Source organism: Mesorhizobium sp. M0968 (assembly GCF_040319065.1).
In the GTDB taxonomy this organism is placed as follows: Bacteria; Pseudomonadota; Alphaproteobacteria; order Rhizobiales; family Rhizobiaceae; genus Mesorhizobium.
The window spans coordinates 532164-556489 of sequence record NZ_JAMYNL010000001.1 but is presented as its reverse complement, the minus strand read 5'-3'; the positions used below and the strand labels follow the sequence as shown (position 1 = coordinate 556489).

The window sequence follows — 24326 nt, the reverse complement described above, 5'->3', positions numbered from 1 at the left end:
ACCCCCACCCACCCCACCCTCCCCCCGCCACAAATTTTCCCTTAACCCCGGGCCGCCCCCCCCGCCCCTACCCCCCCCCCCGCGGGGGGGGGGGGTGCTCCCCGCCCCCACCTTTTTGTCCGAGCATCGGATTGCCAAAACCGCTTTGGACTTGGGTCAGCTGGAAATAACCGGAGACGATCATGTCGCGCATCGGAATCCACTCATTCGTCTGGTCGGCGAGCTCGGCGCAGGGCGACCTCGAGCGGACGCTGGCCAACACCAGGGAAGCCGGCTTCGACCTGATCGAATTCTCCTATCTCGACCCCGCCAATGTCGACATTGACGGCCTGGCCAAGCGGATCGCCGATCTCGGCCTCGGCGTTGCGATCAGCATTGGACTGCCGGCCGACGGCGATATTTCGAGCGCCGACAAAACGATTGCCGCGCACGGCGTCGAAATCCTGGAACGCACGATCGCGCTGACCCGCGATCTCGGCGGCCAGAAGGTTGCCGGCATCCTCAGCACCAGCCACGGCTTGCAGAGCGAGGCGCCGACGCGTGACCAGTGGAACCGCAGCGCCGGCACGCTGGCCGAGGTGGCGGACACGGCAAAATCAGCCGGCGTCACCCTCAACCTCGAAATCGTCAACCGCTTCGAAAGCAATCTGCTCAACACCGCCGCGCAAGGCATGGCCTTCATCGCGGACAGCGGCTCCGACAATATCTTCCTGCATCTCGACAGCTTCCACATGAACATCGAGGAGGCCGATGTCGGCTTGGCCATTCGCAATGCGGTCGGGAAGATCGGCTATGTCCATATCGGCGAGAGCCATCGCGGCTTCCTCGGCACCGGCAATATCGATTTTGCCGGGATATTCGATGCGCTGACCGCCATCGGCTACAGCGACGACCTCAGCTTCGAATCCTTCTCCTCGGAAATCGTCGACGAGAACCTGTCGCGGAAAACCGCGATCTGGCGCAATCTGTGGACCGACAATATGGAGCTGGCCAAACATGCGCGCCGTTTCATCGCGCTGGGACTGGAGACGGCACGACGCAAGGCCGAGCTTGTTTCCGCAACGCACCGGCCCTGAGCCCTCGCAGTTCCGAAGTCGATCTGGTTAGGCCAGAGGCGCTATATTAGCCGGCAAAACGCGGCCCAAGTTCCTCGATGCGGCGAATCATCGCCTGGAAATCCTCCAAAATGCGCTGGTGCAGGTGAACCGCCAGTTCCGGGTATTCCTCGAGGATGCGGCGGAACATCTTGCGGCTGAGCCGCAGCACTTCCGAATCGATTTCGGCGGAGGCGCTGGTCAGCCGGTTGGTGTCGGCGATCAGCGCCAGTTCGCTGAGCATGGTGCCGGGGCCGACGGTGCCGATCGGGATGCGCTCGCCGTCGTGCTCGCGGTAGAGGACGATGCGGCCGCTGACCACGATGTAGGCCGAATCAGCCTCGTCGTCCTCGCGGTAAAGCTTGTGGTCGGCTTTCAACATGGTGGTTTCGGCGCCGAAGGCGAGCAGACGCAGCTGTTCCTGCGTAAAGCCCTCGAAGAGCCTCACGGTGGACAGGATGCGGATGTCGTCATCCAGCGCCATCTAGCTATGTCCCCGAACCGTCAGTCCGACTCCTCCCCTACGAGGCCGATCCAAAACCACCTCCAGCCTCAGGACCGTACCCGAAAAGCGCCCCGCCCGGATCGCTTATTTGAATAATGAAATGTTTAAGGAACCAGCTTGTAGCCGCCGCTTTCTGTCACGAGAATTTCCGCGTTGGAAGGATCGCGCTCGATCTTCTGGCGCAGCCGGTAGACGTGAGTTTCGAGCGTATGCGTGGTGACGCCGGAATTGTAGCCCCAGACTTCCTCCAGCAGCACGTCGCGGGTCACCACCTTCTGGTCGGCACGGTAGAGATATTTGATGATCGAGGCTTCCTTTTCGGTCAGCCGCACCTTGGCGCCGCGCGGGTCGATCAGAAGCTTCTGGCTGGGCTTGAACGTGTAGGGGCCGACCGAGAAAGTGGCGTCCTCGCTCTGTTCGTGCTGGCGCAACTGCGCGCGGATGCGGGCCAGCAGCACGGCAAAACGGAACGGCTTCGTCACATAGTCGTTGGCGCCGGCCTCGAGGCCAAGGATGGTGTCGGAATCGGTATCATGGCCGGTCAGCATGATGATCGGCGCCTTGTAGCCGCCCTTGCGCAATATCTTTACCGCCTCGCGGCCATCCATGTCGGGCAGGCCGACATCCATGATGAGCAGGTCGATGAGCCCGCCACGCGCCGTGGCGACGCCTTTGGCGGCGGTCGCTTCCTGCAGGACATCGAATTCCTCATAAAGCGACAATTGCTCGACAAGGGTGCCGCGCAGGTCGTCATCGTCGTCGACGATCAGAATGGTGCGTGAAGTCATGGATCAATCCGTTGTTTTGAAAAGAGATTTCAGTTGACCGCTGCCTGTTTATGCGGAAGCTGACCGGCACAACAGCCGTTCACAGTGATTTGTTCCGTGGCACGATCATACAAGAAAAAACACGATCGCAATGCAGTCGGCGCAATTTTGCCTAAAGGGCTCACCGTGCTCACCGTGCGCGCGCGCCCCGGCCAACCCAGCCAGGGCTTTCTGCAGGCCGGCAAACTGGTGTTTCCATGTGCGCTGGGGCATGGCGGCATCTCGGCCGGCAAGCGCGAGGGCGATGGCGCCACGCCGCTTGCCTCGATGCGGATATTGTCGGGATATTTTCGCGGCGACCGTTTTGCCGGCGGCCGCCGGACGCGGCTGGCGATGACGCCGATCGGCCGCGACCTCGGCTGGTGCGAAGTGCCTGGGGACCGCAACTACAACCGCCCGGTCAAAATCCCCTATGGCGCCAGCCATGAGCGGATGCCGCGCACCGACGATCTCTATGACGCCTGCCTGGTGCTGGACTGGAACATTGTGCCGCGCCGGCGCGGGCGCGGCAGCGCCATCTTCTTCCACCTGGCGCGCCCCGGCTTCACGCCGACGCAAGGCTGCGTCGCGGTAACGGCCCGCACCATGGCACGGCTGCTGCCGCTGCTGTCGGAGCGGACGGTGGTAAGGGTGGTAAGGTAAGGGAGTAGGGAAATAAGGGGGTAGGGGAATAGGGCAGTAAGGGTAAGACAGGCGCGGGCGCGCCGCTTAGCTTTCCTACTCCCCTACTCCCCTACTCCCCTACTCCCCTACTCCTTTGCCACCCGATGTCGAGAAGGCCGAGCCGGCCGCGTTCGCGGTCCATGGCGCGTGCGATGTCCTTGCGTTCGCCGCCGATGTCGCGCAGCTGGCGATCGGAGAGATCCTCGACATTTTCGTAGGGAAGACTGACCGCGATTTTTGCGTGCCGAAGCCATTCAAGCACGGCGCGCAGCCAGGCCGGGCGGAGGGTTACCGAGCGCAAGGCGATGTCAGACATGGTGCAATCCGCTTCTCCGGACATCAAATCCGGTTTGATGTTTCTTCGATGCTCAGAGCATGGCGGATTGAAATTCAAACGGGAAACGAGTAGTTTTTTCTGTATCTTCAAGTTCTGTTTGATGATTGGAATGCTCGACCGAACCCTCCTCGTCTGGCACTGATGGCGCGCCTGCTGCCTGGAACTCGTGCGCTGCGGACGCTGGAGGCAGCGGCGCGGCACCTCAATTTCACCCGCGCCGCCGACGAGCTCGGCCTGACGCCGGCAGCGGTCAGCCATCAGATCAAGGAAATCGAGGATCAGCTCGGCATCGTGCTGTTCATACGCACCAGCCGCACGATCCGGCTGACCGAGGCGGGCGCGGTGCTGTTCGAAGCTTCGACCGATGCGCTCGACCTGCTTGGCCGGGCCGTCTCACGGGCGCAGAAGGCGGCGCGCGGATCGGCGCTGCTGAAGGTCACCCTCGATGCGCAATTCGCGACGAAGTGGCTGATGCGGCGCGTCGACGATTTTCGCAAGCAGCATCCGGCAATCGAGCTGCGTTTCGACATCAGTTACGAGGTGCGCGACTTCGATCGCGACGACGTCGATCTCGGCATCCGTTTCGGCACCGGCAAATATCCGGGGCTTCGCTCGCACCGGCTGTTCGAAAACGTCATCATCCCCGTCTGCAGCCCGGCCTTGCTGCGGTCAGGGCCGCCGCTCAAGGAGCCGCGCGACCTGTTCCATCATACGCTGGCGCATATCGAGTGGTCGCGCCAGGGCGTCACCTGGCCGAACTGGAGCATGTGGATGGCGGCGGCGGGCGTCGACGATTTCGACGACAGCCGGACCATCGTGTTCGGCAATTCGACCGATGCCGTCCAGGCCGCGCTCGACGGCAACGCGGTCGCGCTCGCCGATTTCGCCATGGTGGCAAACGACCTTTCGGAAGGTAGGCTGATCCGGCCGTTCGAACTCGGCATCAAGGTCGCGCCCGAATTCGCCTATTTCCTGGTCTATCCGGAGACTGCGGCGAACGATGCGCGCATCGTGGCCTTTCGCGCTTGGCTCCTTGAGGAAATCGCCAGGACCCCGATCTGACGGTCAGCCCGCCGCCGCGCCGAACCAGCCGATCACCGCGCCGATGAGAAGCAGCACGCCGAGCCAGTGACCAACATCGATCAGCGTCAGATCCCAGCCGAAACCTTCGTAGCGATGGTTGACCGAAAGCGTGGTGGCGACGAACCCCAGCCAGAGAACGAAGCCGAAGATCACCCCGGCAAGCAGGCTCGGCTCGCCGCCGGTCACGGCGCCGATGATCAGCGACATGACCAGCGCCATGACGATCTCCGCGACGAAGGAGACGACGAAGGGCAGCATCGATTTGCTCATCGTCGCCGGATCAAGCTTGGCGGCCTTCAGCCACGGCTTGCTCAAGCCCATGTACCAGGCCCCGCCGAACAGCCACGCCACGACGGCGGCGACGATTACCGCCAGCCAATTGATTGCTGAAAAATCCATGGTTCCCTCCGGTCGATTGCGCGATGGAACGCCTGTTCGGCGATGCCGTCAAGCAAGGCGCCAGACGGTGGTGCGCTTGACCTCGGCGTCCTCCAGCGCCCGGGTCACCGCCACTTCATAGACGGCAAGCGGTTCCAGTCCCGCCCTCGGCAGATAGGAACGGCCGGGATCGCCGACGAGGATGTCGCCGCCGCGCGCCTTCAGCGCGACGAACCACGGCATCAGCCTGTCGGCGAAAGTTTTGTCGTAGAAGACGTCGCCGGCCAGCACCACGTCCCAGCCGGCATCGCTGCCGATGCAGTCACCGATGAGGAATTTTATCTCGGTCCCATTTGCCTCGGCATTGAGGCGGATCGCGGTCGCGCAGAATGGGTCGATATCGGCGGCGATCACCTCGGCAGCTCCGGCCTTCACCGCGGCAATGGCGACAAGGCCGGAGCCGGAGGCGAAGTCGAGCACGCACTTGCCGCGCACCGCCGCCGGATTGTCGAGGATGTAGCGGGCAAGGCCTTGGCCGCCGGCCCAGGCAAAAGCCCAGAAGGGTGGCGGCAGGCCGATTTCGGTCAGCTCGTCCTCGGTCCGCTGCCACAGTTCGTGCGCCTCGTCGGCCAGGTGCAGGCGGATCTCCGGCACATGCGGCGGCGCCATCAGCGCCGTGTTGTCGAGGATGAATTTCCTGGCGCTGTCCGGCGTCAGCGCCGTCATGGCGCCGGCGTCAGTTCGCCCATGCGGCAAACCTCTTGCCATTCGGCCGGCGTCACCGGCTGCACGGACAGCCGCCCGAGCCGCACCAGCGCCATGTCGGCCAGCTTTGGATTGGCCTTGGCCTGCTCCAGCGTCACCGGCTTCGGCATGGCCTTGAAGGCGCGGATGTCGACGCACTCCCAGCGGGGATCGTCGGTGGTGCTGTCCTGATGGGCCAGAGCGCAGACTTCGGCGATGCCGACGATGTCCAGCCCGTCATTGGAATGGTAGAAGAAGCCGAGATCGCCGATCTGCATTGCCTTCATGTTGTTGCGCGCCGCATAATTGCGCACGCCGTCCCATTGCGTGCCGGCCTTGCCCTTGGCCTTGAGGTCCTCGAAGGAGAAGACCGAAGGTTCGGATTTGAACAGCCAGTAATTCATCTCAGTTGTCCCGTTGCCGTTGTCGGTTTGTCGCTATCCAGCGTTGGCGCTGCCTTCACCCTTACCCTCTCCCCGTAAGGACGGGGAGAGGGGTCGCCAGCGCTGGAGCTTCTCCCTTCTCCCCGTTCTTCACGGGGAGAAGGTGCCGGCAGGCGGATGAGGGGCAGCGCGAACGAACGATCATTCGCTCACAGGTTTGTTGAAGCTCCAGTTCCACTGCCGGATTTCGACGCTTTCGAACAGCCCTGCCTTGGTATAGGGATCGGCCGCCGACAGGGCTTTTGCCGCCGCCAGATCGGGCGCCTCGACAACGACAAGGCTGCCGTCGGGCTTGCCGTCGGCGTCGAGGAACGGGCCGGCGAAACCCAGTTTCTTGTCGCCGTTCAGCCCTTCCAGAAAGGCAATGTGCTCGGGCCGCGTGTCGAGCCGCACCTGCAGGCTTCCTGGCTTGTCCTTGCAAATCAACGCAAACAGCATCTTTCCATCTCCGCAATCGTTCGCGATTACATGTCGGTTTCGGTCTTGAGTGGCCTTGTCATCAACGCCGACACAGCCTGGTCTATGGTTATGGTGCCGTCCAGTATGGCGGCGACGGCGGCGATGATCGGCGCGTCGATCCGGCGCTCGCCGGCGATGCGGGCGGCGATTGCCGCCGTCGGCACGCCTTCGGCCAAAGGCAAGCCGGCAAGCGGCTTGCCTTGCCCCAGCGCCAGCCCATAGGCGAAATTGCGCGACTGCGCGGACGAGCAGGTGAGCAGCAGGTCGCCGAGGCCGGAAAGCCCCATCAGCGTCTCCGGCCTGGCGCCAAAGGCGGCGCCGATGCGGCGCAATTCGACGAAGCCGCGCGTCACCATCGCCGCCTGGGCGCTGGCACCGAGCCCGGCGCCGGTGACGGCACCCGCGGCAATGGCAAAGACGTTCTTCAGCGCGCCGCCGATCTCGACGCCGATCAGATCGTCGCTCGAATAACAGCGCAGATTTTCCGCCGAAAAGCGGGCGGCAAGGTCGGTGGCCAGAGCCTCGTCGCGGGCGGCGACGACGACGGCCGTCGGCAGGCCCCTGGCGACGTCGGTGGCAAAGCTTGGGCCGGACAAAGCGGCGACCGGATTTGCCGGCAGTATTTCCTCGGTGATGGACGATAGCAGCGCGCCGGTGTCGCGCTCGATGCCCTTGGCGCAGAGGACCAGCGGGACGCCTTCCGGCATATGGCTGGACGCGTCCGTCAGCATAATCCGTAATGATTGCGCCGGCGCTACCGCCAGAACGCAGTCGGCACCGTCGAGCGCCGCCTCGATGTCGCTCGTCGCCACGATGCCGGGATCGAGCGCAATGCCCGGCAGATAGCGCGGATTTTCGCCACGGTCGATCGCCGCGACGGTCTCCGGGTCGCGCGCATAGAGGCGGACGAAATGACCGGCGCGCAGCGTGGCCAGCGCCAGCGCCGTGCCCCAGGCGCCGCCGCCGAGCACGGCGACGCGCCAGCCGCTTGGCGCCTTGTGCTCGCTGCCGGTCATGCCTTGGCCCCTCGCCGGCCCGAGCCGACCATCGGGGCCGAGACGCTGTCCAGCGGCCAGCGCGAGCGCGGCACGAAATCGGCGGCGTTTTCACCTGATATGCCGGCGCGCAAGCGCTCGATGCCGGCCCAGGCGATCATCGCCGCATTGTCGGTGCAGAGGTTAAGCGGCGGCGCAACGAAGCTGAACCCGGGCTGCTCGCACAGGCCCTGCAATGTCGCCTTGATGGTCCGATTGGCGGCGACGCCGCCGGCGACAACCAATGCAGGCGCGGCCTTGTCCGGGAATTGCTGACGGAACCGGGTCAGCGCCCGCGCAACACGGTCGCCCAGCGCATCCGCGACCGCCGCCTGGAACGAGGCGCAGATATCGGCGACATCCTGGTCGCTCAGCGGAGCAATCGCGGTTGCCGCCTGGCGCACCGCGGTCTTGAGGCCGGAGAAGGAAAAATCGGGCTGCACGGAGCCCTTCATCGGGCGCGGAAAGGCGAAGCGCGTCGCGTCACCGGTTGCCGCCGTCTTCTCGACATTCGGTCCGCCCGGATAGGGCAGGCCGAGCATCTTGGCCGTCTTGTCGAAGGCTTCGCCAAGCGCGTCGTCGATGGTCGTCGCCCAGCGCTGGTAGTCGCCGACGCCGCGCACGGCGACGATCTGGGTATGGCCGCCGGAGACCAGCAGCAAGAGGTAGGGAAAGTCGAGGCCGTCGGTCAATCTGGCCGTCAGCGCGTGGCCTTCGAGGTGGTTGATGGCGATCAGCGGTTTTTTTGCTGCCGCGGCGATTGCTTTGGCCGTCATCAGGCCGACGATCAGCCCGCCGACAAGACCGGGGCCGGCGGTGGCGGCAATCGCATCGATGTCGGCGAGCTCGACGCCGGAATCGGCCAGCGCTGCCTCGATGATGCCGTCGAGCGCCTCGACATGGGCGCGCGCGGCGATCTCCGGCACGACGCCGCCGAAAGCAGCATGCTCCTCGATCTGGCTGAGCACGATGTTCGACAGGATTTGCGGCGTGCTGCGACCGTCCAGCGCCACCACGCTGGCGGCGGTCTCGTCGCAACTCGTCTCGATGCCCAGAACGCGGATCAATTCGTCGCTGTCCTCGATGATTGTGCAACCGGCCTTTCCCCGATAGGAGAAAGCCCGAAAACCTGCCGGGGGTTATCACGGACGACGCGTCATGCAAACAACCTTGAGAATTGGAACACGCGGCAGCCCGCTGGCGCTGGCGCAGGCGCATGAAACGCAGGCGCGGCTGATGGCGGCGCACGGCATGCCGGCGGAAGCTTTCGAGGTGGTTGTCATCTCGACCACCGGCGACCGCATCCAGGACCGGCCGCTGTCGGAAGCCGGCGGCAAGGGCCTGTTCACCAAGGAGATCGAGGAGGCGCTGCTGGCGCGCCGCATCGACATCGCCGTGCATTCGTCGAAGGACATGCCGACGCTGTTGCCCGAGGGGCTCGAACTGTCCGCGTTCCTGCCGCGCGAGGACGCGCGCGATGCCTTCATCGGCAAGGCGGCGCGAACGATTGCCGGCCTGCCGCAAGGCGCCAGGGTCGGTTCGTCGTCGCTGCGGCGCCAGGCGCTGATCCGGCGGATGCGGCCGGACATCGAGGTGGTGATGTTTCGCGGCAATGTGCAGACGCGGCTGCGCAAGCTCGACGACGGCATCGCCGACGGCACCATCCTCGCCTATGCCGGGCTGAAGCGGCTCGGGCTCGAAGACGTCGTCACCGACCTGATGCCGCTCGAGGTCTTTCCGCCGGCGCCGGGGCAAGGCGCGATCTGCATCGAAAGCCGCATCGGAGACCGCGACGTGGAACAGATGCTGGCAGCGATCCACGACGGGCCGACCGGCGAGGCGCTGGCCTGCGAGCGCGCCTTCCTGGCGGCGCTCGACGGGTCCTGCCGCACGCCGATCGCCGGACATGCGACGATATCGGGCGGAACGGTTTCCTTTGCCGGGCTGATCATCTCGCCCGATGGCACGCAGTCGCATGAAGTCAGGCTGCAAGGGCCGGCGCAGGAGGCGGCGCGCATTGGCGCGGAAGCCGCGGCGACCGTTCGGGCCAAGGCCGGCGAAACATTCTTCGATGGCTGGACCTGACATGCTCCGCGTCCTGGTGACGAGGCCCGAACCGGGCGCGTCGCGCACGGGGCGCCGGCTTGCGGATGCCGGCTTTCAGCCGATCCTGCTGCCATTGACCGGAACCGTGACGCTGCCGGTCGATGCCGGCGCGCTCGCTGACGCCGCGGCGGTCGCGGTCACCAGCGCCAATGCCGTTCGCCATGCGCCGAAAGAGGTCATCGCGGCGCTCGCCGGCTTGCCGTGCCACGCCGTCGGCAGGAAGACGGCGGAAGCCGCCCGCGCTGCCGGGTTTCTGTCGGTCAGCGAAGGCCCGGGCAATGCCGAGGCGCTGGCCGATGCGCTTGCTGGCGCTTACGCGGGGAAGACGATCGTCTATCTCTGCGGGCGGGTGCGATTTCCCGGCTTCGAGGAAGGGCTGTTGGCGTCGGGCGTTCAGGTCCGCGCCGTCGAGACCTACGACACCGTTGTCCTGGACTACTCCGACGAGGCCGTTCTTGCGCGCCTGTCCGCCCGGCCGGTCGAGGCGGTGCTGCTCTATTCGGCCAAGGCGGCCAAAGCGATGCAGGCCCTGGCTAGCCGGCCGGTGCTGCGTAGCCTTTTCCGGGAAACGCGCTGTTTTGCCTTGTCGGGACGTATTGCCGCCGCCCTCGGCGATGTCGCCGGCGAAAGGATCCGGATTGCGCCTGAGCCCTACGAAGATGCCTTGCTGGGACTTTTGCAGGCGCCGCGCTGATGGCATTAGCGGCGGCTCTGTGCCGTGCTTGAAGGGCGGCGCCAAACGCAGGCGATTGCCCTCGGGCACATTTTGTTCTTGCTTTGTGCCGGCAGCTATGCTAGCAATTTGGTTATGGTGCCAATTGGCTCCAACGACCCGCCCGCCGAGGCGGGTTTTTTGTGTGCCGAGCATGGGCCTTGGCTTGAAACGCGGATTCGGCCCTGCGGCGTTTTGCCAAAACTGAACTCCAAGCCGTGGCGTCATCACGCCGCCCCTTTTCACCGCTTGGTGATGTGCTAGACCCTTTCAACCATCCCGAAGCGAATTTTGCGGAGCCCGAGCATGGTCAAGACGCCGAAGATGCGGCATTCCAAGAGCCGTCGTGAGCCGGTGACCATCGAGCTTGAGCCTGGCGCCGTCTCGCGAGTCGCCGACAAACAGGATGCCGTGACCTCGCAGACCGACGAGGCGCGGGCCGAGGAAGCGGCGAACGCCTCGCAGCCGGAGCCACCTGAAGAGCCGGTGCATGCGGACCAGACCGATCTCGAGCCATGGGAACATGCCGACGCAGCCGCGCCGGCCGGCACGCAAGAGCCGGCGGACGCCGGCGTCGATTCTGCCAGGGAAGCGGAAACCCCTTATCCCGCCGGTTCGGATGCGCCGGCCGGGCGCTCCGCGGTTTCCGATTACAGTTTCGAAGATGCATCCAGCGGAACCGGGGCCAACGAACCGAGGATCCCAGGTTCCGGTGAGAAGACAGCTGAGACGAGGGACGACCATATGGCAGCGCAGCCGAAGCGAAGCGGCATCAACGGCATCGCCGCCGGTATTATCGGCGGCGTCATCGCCCTCGCCGCGGCCGGCGGGCTGCAATTTGCCGGCCTGCTCGGTGCGCCGGGGTCGGGCGGCGTGTCGCTCGACGCGGTCAATGGTGAGATCGTTTCGCTGAAACGCGAGGTCGCGGACCTCAGACAGGCCGGCGCCAACAATGACGCATCGGCCAAGGTGGACGGGCTGTCGTCGGCGCTGGATCAGGTCAGGGCGGACGTCGCGGCGTTGAAGTCGGCGGTCGAGCAAGGCGGTGCCGGCGACAATGCCGGCCTGGCAGCACTTGGCGACAAGGTAAGGCAGATCGAGACGGCGGTTGCGGCCCTCGGCAAAGCCGGCGGTACGGCGCCGGTCGATCTCGGTCCGCTCAACGAAAGGCTGGCCGCGCTCGATGCGCTGGTGAAATCGGCCGGCGAGACGACAAAGGCGCAGGACAGCCGGCTTGCGGCCCTGGAACAGTCGGTTTCACAGATCTCGAGCAAGGTCGATGCACAGGCTTCGCAGCCGAAGATCGCACTGGCCATTGCCGCTTCGGCGCTCAAGGCAGCGCTCGACCGTGGTGCACCGTTCGCCGCCGAGCTCGAAACCTTTGCCGCGATCTCACCCGATGCACCCGAGATCGCGACGTTGCGCACCTATGCCGAAAAGGGCGTCCCGATGCGCTCCGAGATCGCCGCCGAAGCGGACGCCGCCGCCAACGCGATGGTCTCTGCCGCGACGCCCATCGACCAGAATGCCGGCATCCTGCAGAAGCTGCTGTCCAGCGCCGAATCGCTGGTCAAGGTCAGGCCGATCGGCGCCGTCGAAGGCACCGGCGTCCCGGAAACCGTCGCGCGCATGGAGGTCGCAGTCAACCAGGGCGACTACGCCAAGGCGCTCAGCGAATACGAAACCCTGCCTGAGGCGGCCAAGGCCGCCGGCGCCGACTTTGCCGGCAAGTTGAAAGCGCGGATGGAGGTCGAGACGCAGATCGATTCGCTCATCGCCGGCGCGATGAAGGCGTGAGGAACCCGATGATCCGCATCCTCGCCTTCCTTGCCGTCGTCTTTGCGCTCGGGCTCGGCTTCGCCTGGCTGGCCGACCGGCCGGGCGAAATGCTCGTCACCTTCAATGGCTATCAATACCAGGTCAGCCTGATGGTCGCGGCGGTGGCGGTCGTTGCCGTGGTTGCCGCGGTGATGATCGTCTGGTGGGTGATCAAGGCGCTGTGGAACAGCCCCTATACGATCTCGCGCTATTTCCGCGTGCGTCGCCGCGACCGCGGCTACCAGGCGCTGTCGACCGGGATGATCGCCGCCGGGGCCGGTGACGGCGCGCTCGCCCGCAAGAAGACCAAGGAAGCGGCAAAACTGATCCGCTCCGATCAGGAGCCACTGATCCAGCTGCTCGACGCGCAGGCCTCGCTGCTCGAAGGCGACCATGAAGGCGCCCGCGAAAAGTTCGAGACCATGCTCGATGATCCCGAAATGCGGCTGCTCGGCCTGCGCGGGCTTTATCTCGAGGCCGAGCGGCTCGGCGACCGCAACGCAGCCCGCCACTATGCCGGCCGTGCCGCGGCGGTGGCGCCGCAACTGGCCTGGGCGGCCGAATCGACGCTGGAAGACCTGACTGGACGCGGCGACTGGGATGGCGCGCTGAAACTGGTCGACGCCCAGAAGTCGACCCGGCAGATCGAGCGTGACGCCGCCAACCGCCGCCGCGCCGTGCTGCTGACCGCCAAGGCGCAGGCGCTGATCGACAGCGATGCCAATGCCGCAAGGGCGGCGGCGCTCGAAGCCAACCGGCTGCGGCCGGATTTTGCACCGGCGGCGGTCGTCGCGGCGAAATTGCTGTTTAGGCAGAACGACGTGCGCAAAGGCTCGAAAATCCTCGAGGCGGCGTGGAAGGCCGAGCCCCATCCGGAGATCGCCGAGCTCTACACCCATGCCAGGCCGGGCGATGCCGTGCTCGACCGGCTGAACCGGGCAAAGAAGCTGCAGGAGCTGAAGAAGAACCATGCCGAGTCCTCGCTTGCCGTAGCGCGCGCCGCGCTGGATGCGCAGGATTTTTCAACCGCCCGCCGCGAGGCGGAAGCCGCGATCCGCATGGATCGCCGCGAAGGCGCCTATCTGCTGCTGGCCGATACCGAGGAGGCCGAGACCGGCGACCAGGGCAAGGTGCGGCAGTTGCTGTCGAAGGCGGTGAGAGCGCCGCGCGACCCGGCCTGGGTTGCCGATGGTGTCGTCTCCGACCGCTGGGCTCCGGTATCGCCGATCACCGGCAGGCTCGATGCATTCGAATGGCGGGCGCCGATGGAGCGGCTCGGGCAGTTGATCGACGGTCATGAGGATACGCCGGAGGTGCAGGTGCCGGCCATCGCGGCGGCTCCAGCCAGGCCGGTACAGGAAAGAGCCGGGACGATCGAGCACACGGCGGAGACACCGGGCACAGCGACCGAGGAGAAGACGGACGACCGTGCCGGCGAGGACCATGTGACACCAATCACCGCGGCGGCGTTTGCCCAAGTGCCGGAAGATGCCGAGGCCGTCGAGCCGGCGCAGGAGCTGACGCGGCTGCCCGACGACCCCGGCGTCGATCCAGACGACGCGGCGGATAAATCGACGCGCCGGTTTCGTTTGTTCTGATCAGGGTCGAGTGGACCCGGGCTTATTGGGAATGATTTGATGTTCGAACGCGTTTTGTCGTTTCTAAGGGATCTGCCGTCCGGTGGTGGCGCCAGCCCCAGCGCCGACGATCCGCGCATTGCCGCGTCCGCCCTGCTTTTCCACGTGATGAACGCCGACGGGGTGCGCCAGGATAGCGAATGGGAACGGTTCAAGAAGGTGCTGGCGGAAAGCTACTCGATCAGCGGTGACGAACTCGACGCGTTGGCGGCTGCCGGCGAGCGGGCCGACAATGAGGCGATCGACCTCTACGCCTTCACCAGCGTGCTCAAGCGCCATCTCGACGCCGAGGCGCGAAAGGCCTTCATCGGCCTGATGTGGGAGATCGTCTATGCCGATGGCGAGCTGCACGAACTCGAGGACAATACCGTGTGGCGGGTCGCCGAGCTGATCGGCGTCGAACGTCGCGACCGTGTCGAGGCGCGCCTCAAGGCGGCCGCCGCGGCTCCTGGTGCTGCCGGAACCTCAAGCGACGAATAGACAGGATCCCGCCTTCCAATGCCGCCCAAGCCAAGTCCGAGACCAAAGATCCTGATCGTGCTGCATCAGGAGCATTCGAGCCCCGGACGGGTCGGCCATATGCTTATCGAGGAAGGCTTCGACCTCGACATCCGCCGACCGCCGCTCGGCGAGGCCTTGCCGCAGACGCTGGATGGCCATGCCGGCGCCGTGGTGTTCGGCGGGCCGATGAGCGCCAATGACGGCGACGAGTTCGTCCGCCGCGAGACCGACTGGCTCAAAATTCCGCTCAACGAGAACCGGCCGCTGCTTGGCATCTGCCTCGGCGCGCAAATGCTGGTCAAGCATCTTGGCGGCAGGGTCGAGGGCCACGGCGAGGGCCTCGTCGAAATCGGCTGGTATCCGCTGAAGGCGACCGAAGCGGGCAGCAGGCTGATGCATTGGCCGGAGATGGTCTATCAATTCCATCGCGAGGGCTTTTCGCTGCCGAAGGACGCGACGCTTTTGGCGACGGCCGAAACCTATCCCAACCAGGCCTTCCGCTACGGCGACAATGCCTGGGGCATCCAGTTCCATGGCGAATTGACCCGGGCGATGATGCAGCGCTGGGTGGTGCGCGGCGCGCACCGCTTCGAACTGCCCGGCGCGCAGCCCGGCCGCGACCATCTCGGCGGCCGGCTGATCTGGGACATGCACCTCAAGCGCTGGCTCGGCGAGTTCCTGCCGATGATTTTCGGCAAGCCGGCGCTGCCGTAATCAGTTTCGCCCTCTGAGATGACGCACCTTGCGCAGCTGCGGGAACAGCACCGCCCATAGGCCGGCAACAGCGATCGCCCCGACACCCCCGACCACCACGGCCGGAACCGTGCCGATCAACGCCGCCATGGTACCGGCACGGAATTCGCCGAGCTCATTGGAAGCGCCGACAAACACCTGGTTGACAGCGTTGACGCGGCCGCGAACGTCGTCCGGCGTCCACAGCTGGATCAGCGTCTCGCGGATATAGACGCTGAACATGTCGGTGGCGCCGAGCAGCGCAAGGGCCGCAATCGACAGCCAGGTGATGGTCGAGAGGCCGAACAGAACCGTGAACGCGCCGAACAGCGCGACGAAGCCGAGCATCACAAGGCCGGCATGGTTGCGGATCGGGTGTCCGGCCAGCCAGATGGCGACGCAGATGGCGCCGACGCCGGGCGCCGAGCGCAACAGGCCGAGCCCCCATGGGCCGAGTTCGAGGATATCGCGCGCGTAGACCGGCAGCAGCGCCGAGGCGCCGGACAGGAGCACCGCAAACAGATCGAGCGAAATCGCGCCGAGCACGATCTTTTCGCTCCAGATGTAGCCGAAGCCGGCGAACAGGGTCTGTACCGTCGGCCTGTCGGTCCGGCTGCGCTGGGCAGGCTTCGGGATGGTTAAGATCAGCACGGCGGCAACCAGCATCAGCACGGCGGCGGTGGTGTAGGCGGCTTCGGCTGAAAGCCCGTAGAGCAGGCCGCCGGCGACCGGCCCGACGATGGTTGCCGTCTGCCAGGCGGACGAGTTCCAGGCGATGGCGTTGGCGAAATCCTCGGGCGGCACCAGATTGGCGAACAGCGATGAGGAGGCCGGCCCGAAGAAGGCGCGCGCGATGCCGAACATGGCGAGCACGATGAAGACCGGCATCGGCCCGGAGAGGCCGCGTAGCGTCAGCAGCAGCAGGGCCAAGGCGCAGCCCGCCTCGACCAGCACCGCCAGCGCCATGATCAGACGGCGCCCGAAACGATCGGCAACGTCGCCGGTGACCAGCACCAGCAGCAGCGAAGGCAGGAACTGGACGATGCCGACAAGGCCGAGGTCGAACGGGTCGCGGGTCAGATCGTAGATCTGCCAGCCGACGGCGACCGACACGATCTGGGTGGAGAATGTCGAGAGGAAGCGCGCCGCCCAGTAGCTCAGGAACGGCCGGTGGCGAAAGGCGGCATAGCGCTGGTCGGATGGTACTTGGGATTCTGTGGTCATGGAATAAGGCCCCGTGGCGGCTATGTCGGCCGGCGGGGCACTTCCACGATGGGCGCTGGTCCGGCCAAAAAAAAGCCTTTAGCGCAGTTCGGCGCAGGGCGCGCGCAAAAATCCGGCGTGGCTCCAGCTTTTTTCAGGCTGCCATACCAATTGCAGGCGGCAACCACGCTCGGCGGAGATGGAGAGGGTTATTTGGCGCGCAGGTCGAGTTCCTTCGCGCCCCCCTCTGTCCTGCCGGACATCTCCCCCTCAAGGGGGTGTTTGGACGTCGCGACGTCCTTCGCCAGTCTCCGGCTTCGAAGGCAATTTGTACGTTCAAAGATTTGTACGTTTAAAGCGTAGCGCCATCGGCGAGGCAGCTGATCTCCCCCCTTGAGGGGGAGATGTCCGGCAGGACAGAGGGGGGCGCTGTCCCGCCAATCTTCGAGGCTTGCGTTTGCAGGGCTTCGAACGATGCTTTAGGCCGTCGCCTTGGCCTTCCTGCCCCTACCCTTGACGGGCGTGGGCGCGGGCGGGGCTTTGCGGCCGAGGCCGATCGCCTTGGCAAGCTGCGAACGCGAGGCCGCGTAGTTGGGGGCGACCATCGGGTAGTCCGACGGCAGGCCCCATTTGGCGCGATAGGCGTCGGGCGTCAGCCCGAAATGAACGCCGATATGGCGCTTCAAGGATTTGAACTTCTTGCCGTCCTCGAGACAGATGATGTAGTCCGGCGTCACCGATTTCTTGGGATTGACGGCAGGCGTCAGCGGCGCGGCGACCGGCACAGCCGGTTGCCCGAGGCCGCCTATGGCAGCGCTGACGCTGGCGATGAGATCGCCGAGGCCGGAAGCCGGCAAGCGGTTCTTCTCGACATAGGCGGACACGATATGGGCGGTCAGCTCGAGCAGGTCGATATTTTTGCGAGCGTTGTTGTTGTCGTCGGTCAATCTATCTCTCCGTCCATGGGGGTCGCAGAAATTCCTAGTCGGCAAATCTGCGCAATGCAATGACGCCGCACCACGTCACACATTATTTTGAATAATAATACTAACGGCAGCGCGGGATTAACAACCCTGAGCCGGTGCTCGATAATATCAGACAATCAGCAATATCAAATAATCAGGGATTTGTCGCGCCATAGTCGAAATCCGCCCTCGAAGGCGCGTGTGTTGTCGCCGCGTCTGCAATCGGCGGGCAAGTCGGTGAGTTCGTCGACATTGCCGCCGCCGATGACCACGTAGTCCGGCTGCATGGCGGCGCGAAGCCGGTCGACCATGTCGAAGACGTGTTTGCGCCATTTCTTCTTGCCGCGCTTTTGCAGGCCGCGTTCGCCGACATAGTCTTCGAAACTGCCGCGCTTCTTGTAGGGAAGATGGGCAAGCTCCATCGGCTGGGCAACGTTATCGACGATCATCGCGGCCCCAAGGCCGGTGCCGAGGCCAAGGAACAGCATGCGGCCGCCCTCATAACTGCCGATGGCCTGCATGAGCGCATCGTTAACGACCTTGACCGGTTTGCCGAACTCGGCGGCGAAATCGCAGCCGACCCAGCCCTTGCCGAGATTGGCGGGTTCGGTCAGCGGCAGGTTGTGGTGCACCGGGCCCGGATAGCCCATCGAGACAACATCGTAGTGCAGCCCTTCGGCGAGCGTCTTCACCGCCGCGACCATCTGCTGCGGCGTAAGCTCCGGTCCGGAAGCGGTCTTGCGCTCGTCGCCGCCGGCACTGGTGCGGATCTTGACGTGCGAGCCGCCGATATCGATCGCAAGCACGATCTTTTCTTCCTCCGATGCCGGGTGCCTCACCGCCTTGGCCATCGCCTTCGCCTCCCAGAAATCATTTCGCCGGATTGATCCAGCCGTTCGGCGGCCCGAATCCAGCCATGGCTTCGGCCGGCCCCCATGTCTTTGGCGCGTAGACAGGGGGCGGCGTGGTGTCGCCGAGCACCGGGCCGACGATGCGCCAGGCGAGCTCGCTGGCGTCCTGGCGGGTGAACAGCTGGCCGTTGCCGTTCATGGCGTCGCCGATCAACCGCTCGTAAGGCGGCATGTCGCCCTTCGAATCGTCCAGCGCGGTGAGCTCGACCTGCTCACCGACCATGTCATCGCCGGGCGCCTTGCGCCGGGCTCCGATCGAGATCGCCACCTGAGGATCGATGCGGAAGCGCACGTGATTGCAGTCGCCGGGCTTGATCGGATCGAAGACGTCGAGCGGCGGCCGCTTCAGTTGCACGATGACCTCGGTGGCGTGCACCGGCAGGGATTTGCCGGCGCGAATGAAGAACGGCACATCCTGCCAGCGCCAGGTATCGACGAAAAAGCGCACCGCCGCGAAGGTCTCGACCGGCGAGTTCGGCGCCACGCCCGGCTCGCTGAGATAGCCGTCGAACTGGCCGCGCACCACATCGTCCCTGGTCAGCGTCCGGATCGCCCGCAGGACCTGCACCTTCTCGTCGATGAGATCGTCGGCCGAGCGGCCGACCGGCGGTTCCATGGCGAGCAGCAAGAGGATATTGAGCAGATGGTTTTCGATGACGTCGCGAATGCAGCCGACCTCGTCATAGAAGCGGCCGCGGCCCTCGACGCCGAAATCCTCGGCCATGGTGATCTGCACGCTCTCGACGTAATTGCGGTTCCAGATCGGCTCGAGGAAGGAATTGGCGAAACGGAAATAGAGCAGGTTCTGGATCGCCTCCTTGCCGAGATAATGGTCGATGCGGAAGATCGACTTTTCGTCGAAAACCAGATGCAGCACCCGGTTAAGCCAGCGCGCCGATTGCAGATCGTGGCCGAACGGCTTTTCCACCATCAGGCGCGCGCCCTGGGCGGCGCCCGACTGCTCCAGCCCCTGGACGACCACCTCGAACATCGCCGGCGGCACCGCCAGATAGTGCAGCGGCCGCTCAGCGCCGCCGAGCGCGGTCTTCAGCTTCTCGAAGGTCGCAGGCGCCCGATAGTCGCCACTGACATAGCGCAGCAACGATGCAAGCCTGGCAAAGATCTTGTCGTCGATGCTGCCCAAGGCGTTGACGATGCCGTCGCGGGCGCGCGCCTGCAGCTTGGCGAGGTCCCACGGATCGAAGGCGACGCCGATCACCGGCTCGTTCAGCGTCCCTTTGGCCACCATGGCGTAAAGGGCGGGGAAGATCTTCTTGTGGGCGAGATCGCCGGTGGCGCCGAAAAGCACCAGCGTGTCCGATCGTTCCTGGCTCATGGGCGTGCCTCCCTGTCGCCCGTCACGAGCCGGCCTTGGGTTTTTCGACATGGCCGCCAAAGGCATAGCGCATGGCGGACAGAAGCTTGTCGGCGAATTCGGATTCGCCTTGCGAGGAGAACCTGTCGAACAGCGCCGAGGACAGCACCGGCGCCGGCACGCCGGTGTCGATCGCCGCCTTCAGCGTCCAGCGGCCTTCGCCGGAATCCGAGACCCGCCCGCCGAACTGCGTCAACGACGAATCGGCCTTCAGTACGCCGGCCGTCAGGTCGAGCAGCCACGAGCCGATGACGCTGCCGTGCCGCCAGACCTCGGCCACTTCAGCGATGTCGATGTCGAACTGGTAATATTGCGGGTTTTCCAGCGGGCTGGTTTCCGCATCGGCGGTGCGCTGCCGTTTGCCGGCATTCGCCGATTTCAGGATGTTCATGCCTTCGGCATAGGCGGCCATGACGCCATATTCGATGCCGTTATGGACCATCTTGACGAAATGGCCGGCGCCGCTTGGTCCGCAGTGGAGATAGCCGAAGGGCGAGGTTCCGGCATCCTTGGCAGGGGCGGGCGAAGCGGCGTCGGCGCCTGGCGCCAGCGTTGCGAAGACCGGATCGAGATGCCGGACCGCGCTGTCGGGGCCGCCGATCATCAGGCAGTAGCCGCGCTCGAGGCCCCAGACGCCGCCGCTGGTGCCGACATCGACATAGCTCAAGCCTTTCAAGGCGAGGCGCGCGGCGTGGTCGACGGCCTCGTGATAATAGGAATTGCCGCCGTCTATGATGATGTCGCCCGGCTCCATCAGGGCAGCCACCTGGTCGACGATCTTGCCGGTGATCGCCGCAGGCAGCATCAGCCAGGCGCTGCGCGGCTTCGCCAGCTTGCCGACGAACTCCTCCATCGAGGCGGCTCCGACCGCGCCGGCGCTCACAAGCGCGGCGACGCTCGCCGGGTTAATATCGTAGACGACGCATTCGTGGCCATCGCGCAGCAGGCGCCGAACCATGTTGGCGCCCATCCGGCCCAGTCCCATCATTCCTATCTGCATGGTCTCGTCCTGCCTTACTTGAGGGATCGATGATCTAGTGGCGCCGTGATTGAAGCATGATCTTGTCCGAAAACCGGTCTCCACTTTGCGGGGTCATGCTCTATCCTGTATCGCCGATGCCGACAGAAAAGTCAGCATTCTCCCAATGGCCGCTATCGGGCCAGAAGAAAGTGAAGACAATGCTATTGCCCGGGCTATTGCCTGGAGCAATCTCGGCAACCTGCAATTCCGCAAGATGGATGCCGAAAGCATTCGCGGTGGTCTCGGTGTCATGGACGGTTGCCCAATTGTCGCTGCTCCAATGAACCACCGCCCGGGCCAGAAGTTCGATGCGCAGCGCCTTGCCTGCCGGGATGGTACGGATCTTGTGGTTGAAGCGCCATGCCCTGAAGCGCGACACCGTCCTGCCCTCGATATAGCGCTTGACGCCTTGCGGCGGCATGTCGAACACCGTGCCGTCGCGCAGCGACCGCAGCAGCTTGATGTGCTCGGAATGCGCCCAGACCAGCGGCTTGGCGCTGCCGGAGGGCCCGCCATGCCGCAATTCGCGCTCCGGCATGTCGGGACCGTCCCAGACCTGCTCCGGCAGCAGGCCGCCCGGTCCGGCAGAGTTCTCGAACGTCCTGAGCAGGCTTGCCGCACTATCCCTGCGGCCTGCCGCCAGCTCGTAATGAGCACGCTCGCCGACCAGCAGCGGCCAGGGCCGGCCCCGGCCGGTTCCATCGAAGGGCGCGCCGTCGGCATGCTCGCCATAGCCATCGCCATTGTAGCGGTACCAGAGCGGGCCATGCGGCAGTTCGCAGCGCAATTGCGCGTCGATGACCTTGACCGTGTCGAGGATGCGCGGATCGTCGGCCGCCCTGAGGCCGAAGCGGACCAGCGCCAGCGCATCCGGGCTGACGATCGCCTTGGCCGGCCGGTCCGTATCGGCCGGCGGGCGGTTCTTGATCGGGACGTAGCCGTCTTTCGGCGATGCCGCGCCGGCTTTGTCGGGCGGCGCGATGCGGACATAGTAGCCTTCGACGCTGGCTTGCTCGCATGCGGCGGTGCCGGCCACGTAGGTCCAGCGCTCGATCTGATCGTTCCAGACATCGGCGGTTTCGCGCAGATAGTTTGCCGGCTCTGTTTTGCCGGCGGCATCGAAGATGTCCGCAGCCGCAAGCAATGCGGCGATCTCGACCGCAAGTGTGAACGGGCTGTAGCCGGCGTCTTCTTCCCAGCGGTCCTCGCCGGTGACCGGGCCGTTGCGCACGACATAGGCGGCAGCGCGCTCGATCATCGGCATGAAGGAGGAGAGTGCGGCAGGCGGCAAATGGCCGGCGCGGCGCAGTGCGTCGGCAAGCAGCAGCGGGAAGGCGCATTCGTCCATCTGGATGCCCGGCCAATAGGCCGATCCGTCGAGCCAGGCGTTCTGCGGCCAATGGCCGTCCGGCTGCTGGATCGAGCGCAGATAGCCAAGGATGCGCAAGGCTTCCGCCGGGTCGCCGGCAGCGAGGAAGCCGCCGGCGGTTTCGACCAGATCGCGCGGCCAGACCAGGTGATAGCCGCCGAGATCGTCGTCGCCCTTGTTGAAGCCCCACGGGATCGACAGGCTGGCAACGGCTGCTCCGGCGGACGACCGGTGTGTCGCCAGCACCGCCGTGCTGAGGCGGTAGCTGTTGAGGCCGGACGCCGCATGCCGGTCCAGCGGCAGCAATCCGGCCTGCCATTTGCGCCATTTGTCGACGTAGGATCCGGCTGCGGGCTCAAAACCTTGCCTCAGGCTGGCGAAAGCGGTTTCCGCCGCCTGTTGCGGCGTCGTGCCGAAGCCGAGCGCCAGCAATATTTTTGGGTTTGCGGCCGAAAAGGCGATCTCGCCGGTCAGCGCGACATTGCCGTCCTCGGCCCTGCGGCAGGCCGGATCGAGCCGGCCGCCTTGACGAAGCTGCTGCCAGCCGTCGGAGACGCCGACATAGCCGGCCGAGCACGCCTTCCACGGCAGCGACGAGGCGAGCGCCAGGCAGGTGCCGCGTCCCGATGCAAACAGGACAGGCTGTCCTTCATGGTCGTCGATCCAGGCGGTGTTGCCAATGCCGGCGTTGACGAGGTGCGGTGCCAGCAGCGCGTAGACGCGGTAGTCGGCGGCCGCGCCTTTGAGCGGCGTGAACATGATCTCCTGCAGCAAGACGGGACGTTCCGGATCCGTCAGGATGCGCTTTTCGATCCTGTAGGTTCCATCGCTTGCGGTGTTGACCAGCCGGTAGGCAGGCACCCCGTCCGCCAGGGGTTCGATACTGTGTTCGGCGTCGCGTTTTTCTTCCGAGAAATAGCCGTCGGGTCCGGTGACGATCAGCCCCAGATCGCGGGTGCATGCGCTATCGAGGCGCGGGTAGTAGATCTCGTTGAGGATACCGTGGCTGATGGTGAACCAGATCGGGCAGGCCGGCGAGAGCGCGGTGCCGACGCCGCTCTTGGCGCTCGAGGTCCAGCGTGCCGGAATGCCGGGTGCACCCGGGGCAAGGTTCGTCGCCATTCAATCGGTCTCCAGTGCCATCCCTAGACCAGGAGTCGAACCGGTTTCAATGATTGCACCGCAAGTTGATCGCCGGCCATGGTTTGATGTTGACAGCTTGCCGCCTATCTGCATTTGTCTGATAATAGATAAAAAACAAGATTGTGAGCGTATCAGCCAATACCCACCAGCCAGCCATTAACCACCAGTAAGACAGCAACTCACGGGAGGAGTATGACATGAGGAAAATATTCGCTTTGGGGGCTCTTGCGGCGATGCTCGCCGCAGGTACCGCGCTTGCCGACACCAGCGGCAAGAAAATCGCCTTCTCCAACAATTACGCCGGCAATTCCTGGCGGCAGGCGATGCTGGACAGCTACGCCATCGTTACCAAGAAGGCGGTTGCCGACAAGGTGGTCGGCGCCGCGGACGTCTTCACGACGGCCGACAAGGAAGTGCCGACGCAGGCAGCCCAGGTGCAGAACCTGATCCTGCAGGGCTATGACGCGATCGTCATCAACGCGGCGTCTCCGGATGCGCTCAACGGCGCCATCAAGCAGGCCTGCGACGCCGGCATTATCGTCGTTTCCTTCGACGGTATCGTCACCGAACCCTGCGCCTACCGCGTCGTCGTCGACTTCAAGGACATGGGCAAGCAGGAAGTCGAGCAGATGGCCAAGTTCCAGCCCAAGGGCGGCAACCTGCTGGAAATCCGCGGCCTCGCCGGCACTTCGATCGACGATGCCATCCATGCCGGCATCCTCGAAGGCGTCGCTGCCCATCCCGAGTTCAAGATCGTCGGCTCGGTGACCGGCGACTGGGACCAGACCACGGCACAGAAAGCCGTAGCGACGATCCTGCCTTCGCTGCCGGATGTTATCGGGGTCGTCGACCAGGGCGGTGACGGCTACGGCGCGGCGCAGGCTTTCGCCGCCGCCGGCAAGCCACGCCCGACCATCATCATGGGCAATCGCCAGGACGAGTTGCAGTGGTGGAAGGAGCAGAAGGAAAAGGACGGTTACCAGACCTGGTCGGCATCGATCGCACCGGGCGTATCGACGCTTGCCTTCTGGGTGGCGCAGCAGGTGCTCGACGGCCGCACCGACGTGCCGCACGACCTGCTGGTGCCCTATCTTGCCTTCACCCAGGACGATTTCGAGGCCGCGCTGCCGAAGATTCCGAAGGGCGGCGTCGCCAGCCACGAATACACGCAGGAAGACGCCATCGCGGCGATCAAGGCCAACATCAAGTGAGCATGGCACTATTGTTGCCGCCACGGATAACCGGGTATCGTTGAGGGATGCCCGA

The 24326-nt window shown here is 65.0% G+C and carries 25 protein-coding genes; 10 read left to right on the top strand and 15 right to left on the bottom strand.

Translation table 11 applies throughout. The annotated features are described in order from the left end of the window. The first annotated feature begins 182 nt into the window (after nt 1-182). Complete coding sequence (locus NKH67_RS02850; protein ID WP_352470774.1) at nt 183-1076, top strand: sugar phosphate isomerase/epimerase family protein; 894 nt, start codon at nt 183-185, stop codon at nt 1074-1076. A gap of 46 nt (nt 1077-1122) precedes the next feature. On the opposite strand, the gene NKH67_RS02845 is transcribed toward NKH67_RS02850, so the two are convergent. Together NKH67_RS02845 and NKH67_RS02840 are read right to left on the bottom strand one after the other, a co-directional pair. Continuing rightward, nucleotides 1123-1578: a Crp/Fnr family transcriptional regulator gene (locus NKH67_RS02845; RefSeq protein WP_352470773.1), complete on the bottom strand. Its 456-nt coding sequence runs from the start codon at nt 1576-1578 to the stop codon at nt 1123-1125. 125 nt (nt 1579-1703) lie between these two features. Further along, nucleotides 1704-2387: a response regulator transcription factor gene (locus NKH67_RS02840; protein WP_023680479.1), complete on the bottom strand. Its 684-nt coding sequence runs from the start codon at nt 2385-2387 to the stop codon at nt 1704-1706. A 144-nt stretch (nt 2388-2531) separates the two neighbouring features. Between NKH67_RS02840 and NKH67_RS02835 the strand changes: the two genes are divergently transcribed. Further along, the gene (locus NKH67_RS02835) at nt 2532-3068 is read left to right on the top strand and encodes a L,D-transpeptidase family protein (RefSeq protein WP_352500830.1); all 537 of its coding nucleotides are present in this window, start codon (nt 2532-2534) and stop codon (nt 3066-3068) included. 91 nt (nt 3069-3159) lie between these two features. On the opposite strand, the gene NKH67_RS02830 is transcribed toward NKH67_RS02835, so the two are convergent. Next, on the bottom strand, nt 3160-3405 hold the full coding sequence (locus NKH67_RS02830) for a hypothetical protein (RefSeq protein WP_352470772.1): 246 nt from the start codon (nt 3403-3405) through the stop codon (nt 3160-3162). 162 nt (nt 3406-3567) lie between these two features. Here NKH67_RS02830 and gcvA point away from each other — a divergent pair, with 162 nt between their 5' ends. Next, nucleotides 3568-4488, top strand: coding sequence for a transcriptional regulator GcvA (gcvA, locus tag NKH67_RS02825; RefSeq protein WP_352470771.1), 921 nt, complete (start codon nt 3568-3570; stop codon nt 4486-4488). A gap of 3 nt (nt 4489-4491) precedes the next feature. Here gcvA and NKH67_RS02820 read toward each other — a convergent pair whose 3' ends face one another. The 6 genes from NKH67_RS02820 to tsaD form a co-directional block, all read right to left on the bottom strand. Beyond that, the gene (locus tag NKH67_RS02820; protein ID WP_352470770.1) at nt 4492-4908 is read right to left on the bottom strand and encodes a DUF1761 domain-containing protein; all 417 of its coding nucleotides are present in this window, start codon (nt 4906-4908) and stop codon (nt 4492-4494) included. 48 nt (nt 4909-4956) lie between these two features. Then, the gene (locus tag NKH67_RS02815; RefSeq protein ID WP_352500829.1) at nt 4957-5613 is read right to left on the bottom strand and encodes a class I SAM-dependent methyltransferase; all 657 of its coding nucleotides are present in this window, start codon (nt 5611-5613) and stop codon (nt 4957-4959) included. Further along, nucleotides 5610-6035 carry an EVE domain-containing protein gene (locus NKH67_RS02810; protein ID WP_352470769.1) on the bottom strand — a complete coding sequence of 142 codons (426 nt, stop codon included), beginning with the start codon at nt 6033-6035 and terminating at the stop codon, nt 5610-5612. The genes NKH67_RS02815 and NKH67_RS02810 overlap by 4 nt, the downstream gene beginning before the upstream one ends. A 180-nt stretch (nt 6036-6215) precedes the next feature. Further along, nucleotides 6216-6512 (bottom strand): YciI-like protein, encoded by a 297-nt coding sequence (locus tag NKH67_RS02805; protein WP_352470768.1) that lies wholly within the window; start codon nt 6510-6512, stop codon nt 6216-6218. Between the two features lie 26 nt (nt 6513-6538). Then, entirely contained in the window at nt 6539-7549 is a 1011-nt protein-coding gene (locus NKH67_RS02800) for an NAD(P)H-dependent glycerol-3-phosphate dehydrogenase (RefSeq protein ID WP_352470767.1), read from the bottom strand. Further along, nucleotides 7546-8631 carry a tRNA (adenosine(37)-N6)-threonylcarbamoyltransferase complex transferase subunit TsaD gene (gene tsaD, locus NKH67_RS02795; protein ID WP_352470909.1) on the bottom strand — a complete coding sequence of 362 codons (1086 nt, stop codon included), beginning with the start codon at nt 8629-8631 and terminating at the stop codon, nt 7546-7548. Before tsaD ends, NKH67_RS02800 begins: the two co-directional genes overlap by 4 nt. Nucleotides 8632-8725: 94 nt before the next feature. Between tsaD and hemC the strand changes: the two genes are divergently transcribed. The 6 genes from hemC to NKH67_RS02765 all read left to right on the top strand — a co-directional run bounded on the left by hemC (nt 8726) and on the right by NKH67_RS02765 (nt 15055). Beyond that, the gene (gene hemC, locus NKH67_RS02790; RefSeq protein ID WP_352470766.1) at nt 8726-9652 is read left to right on the top strand and encodes a hydroxymethylbilane synthase; all 927 of its coding nucleotides are present in this window, start codon (nt 8726-8728) and stop codon (nt 9650-9652) included. A 1-nt stretch (nt 9653) separates the two neighbouring features. Further along, a complete protein-coding gene (locus NKH67_RS02785) occupies nt 9654-10367 on the top strand; it encodes a uroporphyrinogen-III synthase (RefSeq protein ID WP_352470765.1) in 714 nt (237 codons plus the stop codon). A gap of 324 nt (nt 10368-10691) precedes the next feature. Further along, nucleotides 10692-12182 carry a COG4223 family protein gene (locus tag NKH67_RS02780; RefSeq protein ID WP_352470764.1) on the top strand — a complete coding sequence of 497 codons (1491 nt, stop codon included), beginning with the start codon at nt 10692-10694 and terminating at the stop codon, nt 12180-12182. Between the two features lie 8 nt (nt 12183-12190). After that, a complete protein-coding gene (locus NKH67_RS02775; protein WP_352470763.1) occupies nt 12191-13801 on the top strand; it encodes a heme biosynthesis protein HemY in 1611 nt (536 codons plus the stop codon). Nucleotides 13802-13840: 39 nt separating this feature from the next. Next, nucleotides 13841-14320, top strand: a complete 480-nt coding sequence (locus NKH67_RS02770; protein WP_352470762.1) for a tellurite resistance TerB family protein — start codon at nt 13841-13843, stop codon at nt 14318-14320. A gap of 18 nt (nt 14321-14338) precedes the next feature. After that, nucleotides 14339-15055, top strand: coding sequence for a glutamine amidotransferase (locus NKH67_RS02765; RefSeq protein ID WP_352470761.1), 717 nt, complete (start codon nt 14339-14341; stop codon nt 15053-15055). On the opposite strand, the gene NKH67_RS02760 is transcribed toward NKH67_RS02765, so the two are convergent. The 6 genes from NKH67_RS02760 to NKH67_RS02735 form a co-directional block, all read right to left on the bottom strand. Further along, the gene (locus tag NKH67_RS02760) at nt 15056-16297 is read right to left on the bottom strand and encodes an MFS transporter (protein WP_352470760.1); all 1242 of its coding nucleotides are present in this window, start codon (nt 16295-16297) and stop codon (nt 15056-15058) included. A 458-nt stretch (nt 16298-16755) separates the two neighbouring features. Further along, entirely contained in the window at nt 16756-17223 is a 468-nt protein-coding gene (locus tag NKH67_RS02755) for a Ros/MucR family transcriptional regulator (RefSeq protein ID WP_352470759.1), read from the bottom strand. 164 nt (nt 17224-17387) lie between these two features. Further along, a complete protein-coding gene (locus tag NKH67_RS02750; protein ID WP_352470758.1) occupies nt 17388-18092 on the bottom strand; it encodes an ROK family protein in 705 nt (234 codons plus the stop codon). Nucleotides 18093-18111: 19 nt separating this feature from the next. Beyond that, nucleotides 18112-19488, bottom strand: a complete 1377-nt coding sequence (gene zwf, locus NKH67_RS02745; protein ID WP_352470757.1) for a glucose-6-phosphate dehydrogenase — start codon at nt 19486-19488, stop codon at nt 18112-18114. Between the two features lie 22 nt (nt 19489-19510). Beyond that, nucleotides 19511-20527 carry a phosphogluconate dehydrogenase (NAD(+)-dependent, decarboxylating) gene (gene gnd / locus NKH67_RS02740; RefSeq protein ID WP_352470756.1) on the bottom strand — a complete coding sequence of 339 codons (1017 nt, stop codon included), beginning with the start codon at nt 20525-20527 and terminating at the stop codon, nt 19511-19513. A 100-nt stretch (nt 20528-20627) separates the two neighbouring features. Next, entirely contained in the window at nt 20628-23039 is a 2412-nt protein-coding gene (locus NKH67_RS02735) for a glucan 1,4-alpha-glucosidase (RefSeq protein ID WP_352470755.1), read from the bottom strand. Between the two features lie 218 nt (nt 23040-23257). On the opposite strand from NKH67_RS02735, the gene NKH67_RS02730 reads away from it, so the two are divergent. Beyond that, nucleotides 23258-24271, top strand: coding sequence for an ABC transporter substrate-binding protein (locus NKH67_RS02730; protein ID WP_352500808.1), 1014 nt, complete (start codon nt 23258-23260; stop codon nt 24269-24271). Nucleotides 24272-24326: the final 55 nt, after the last annotated feature.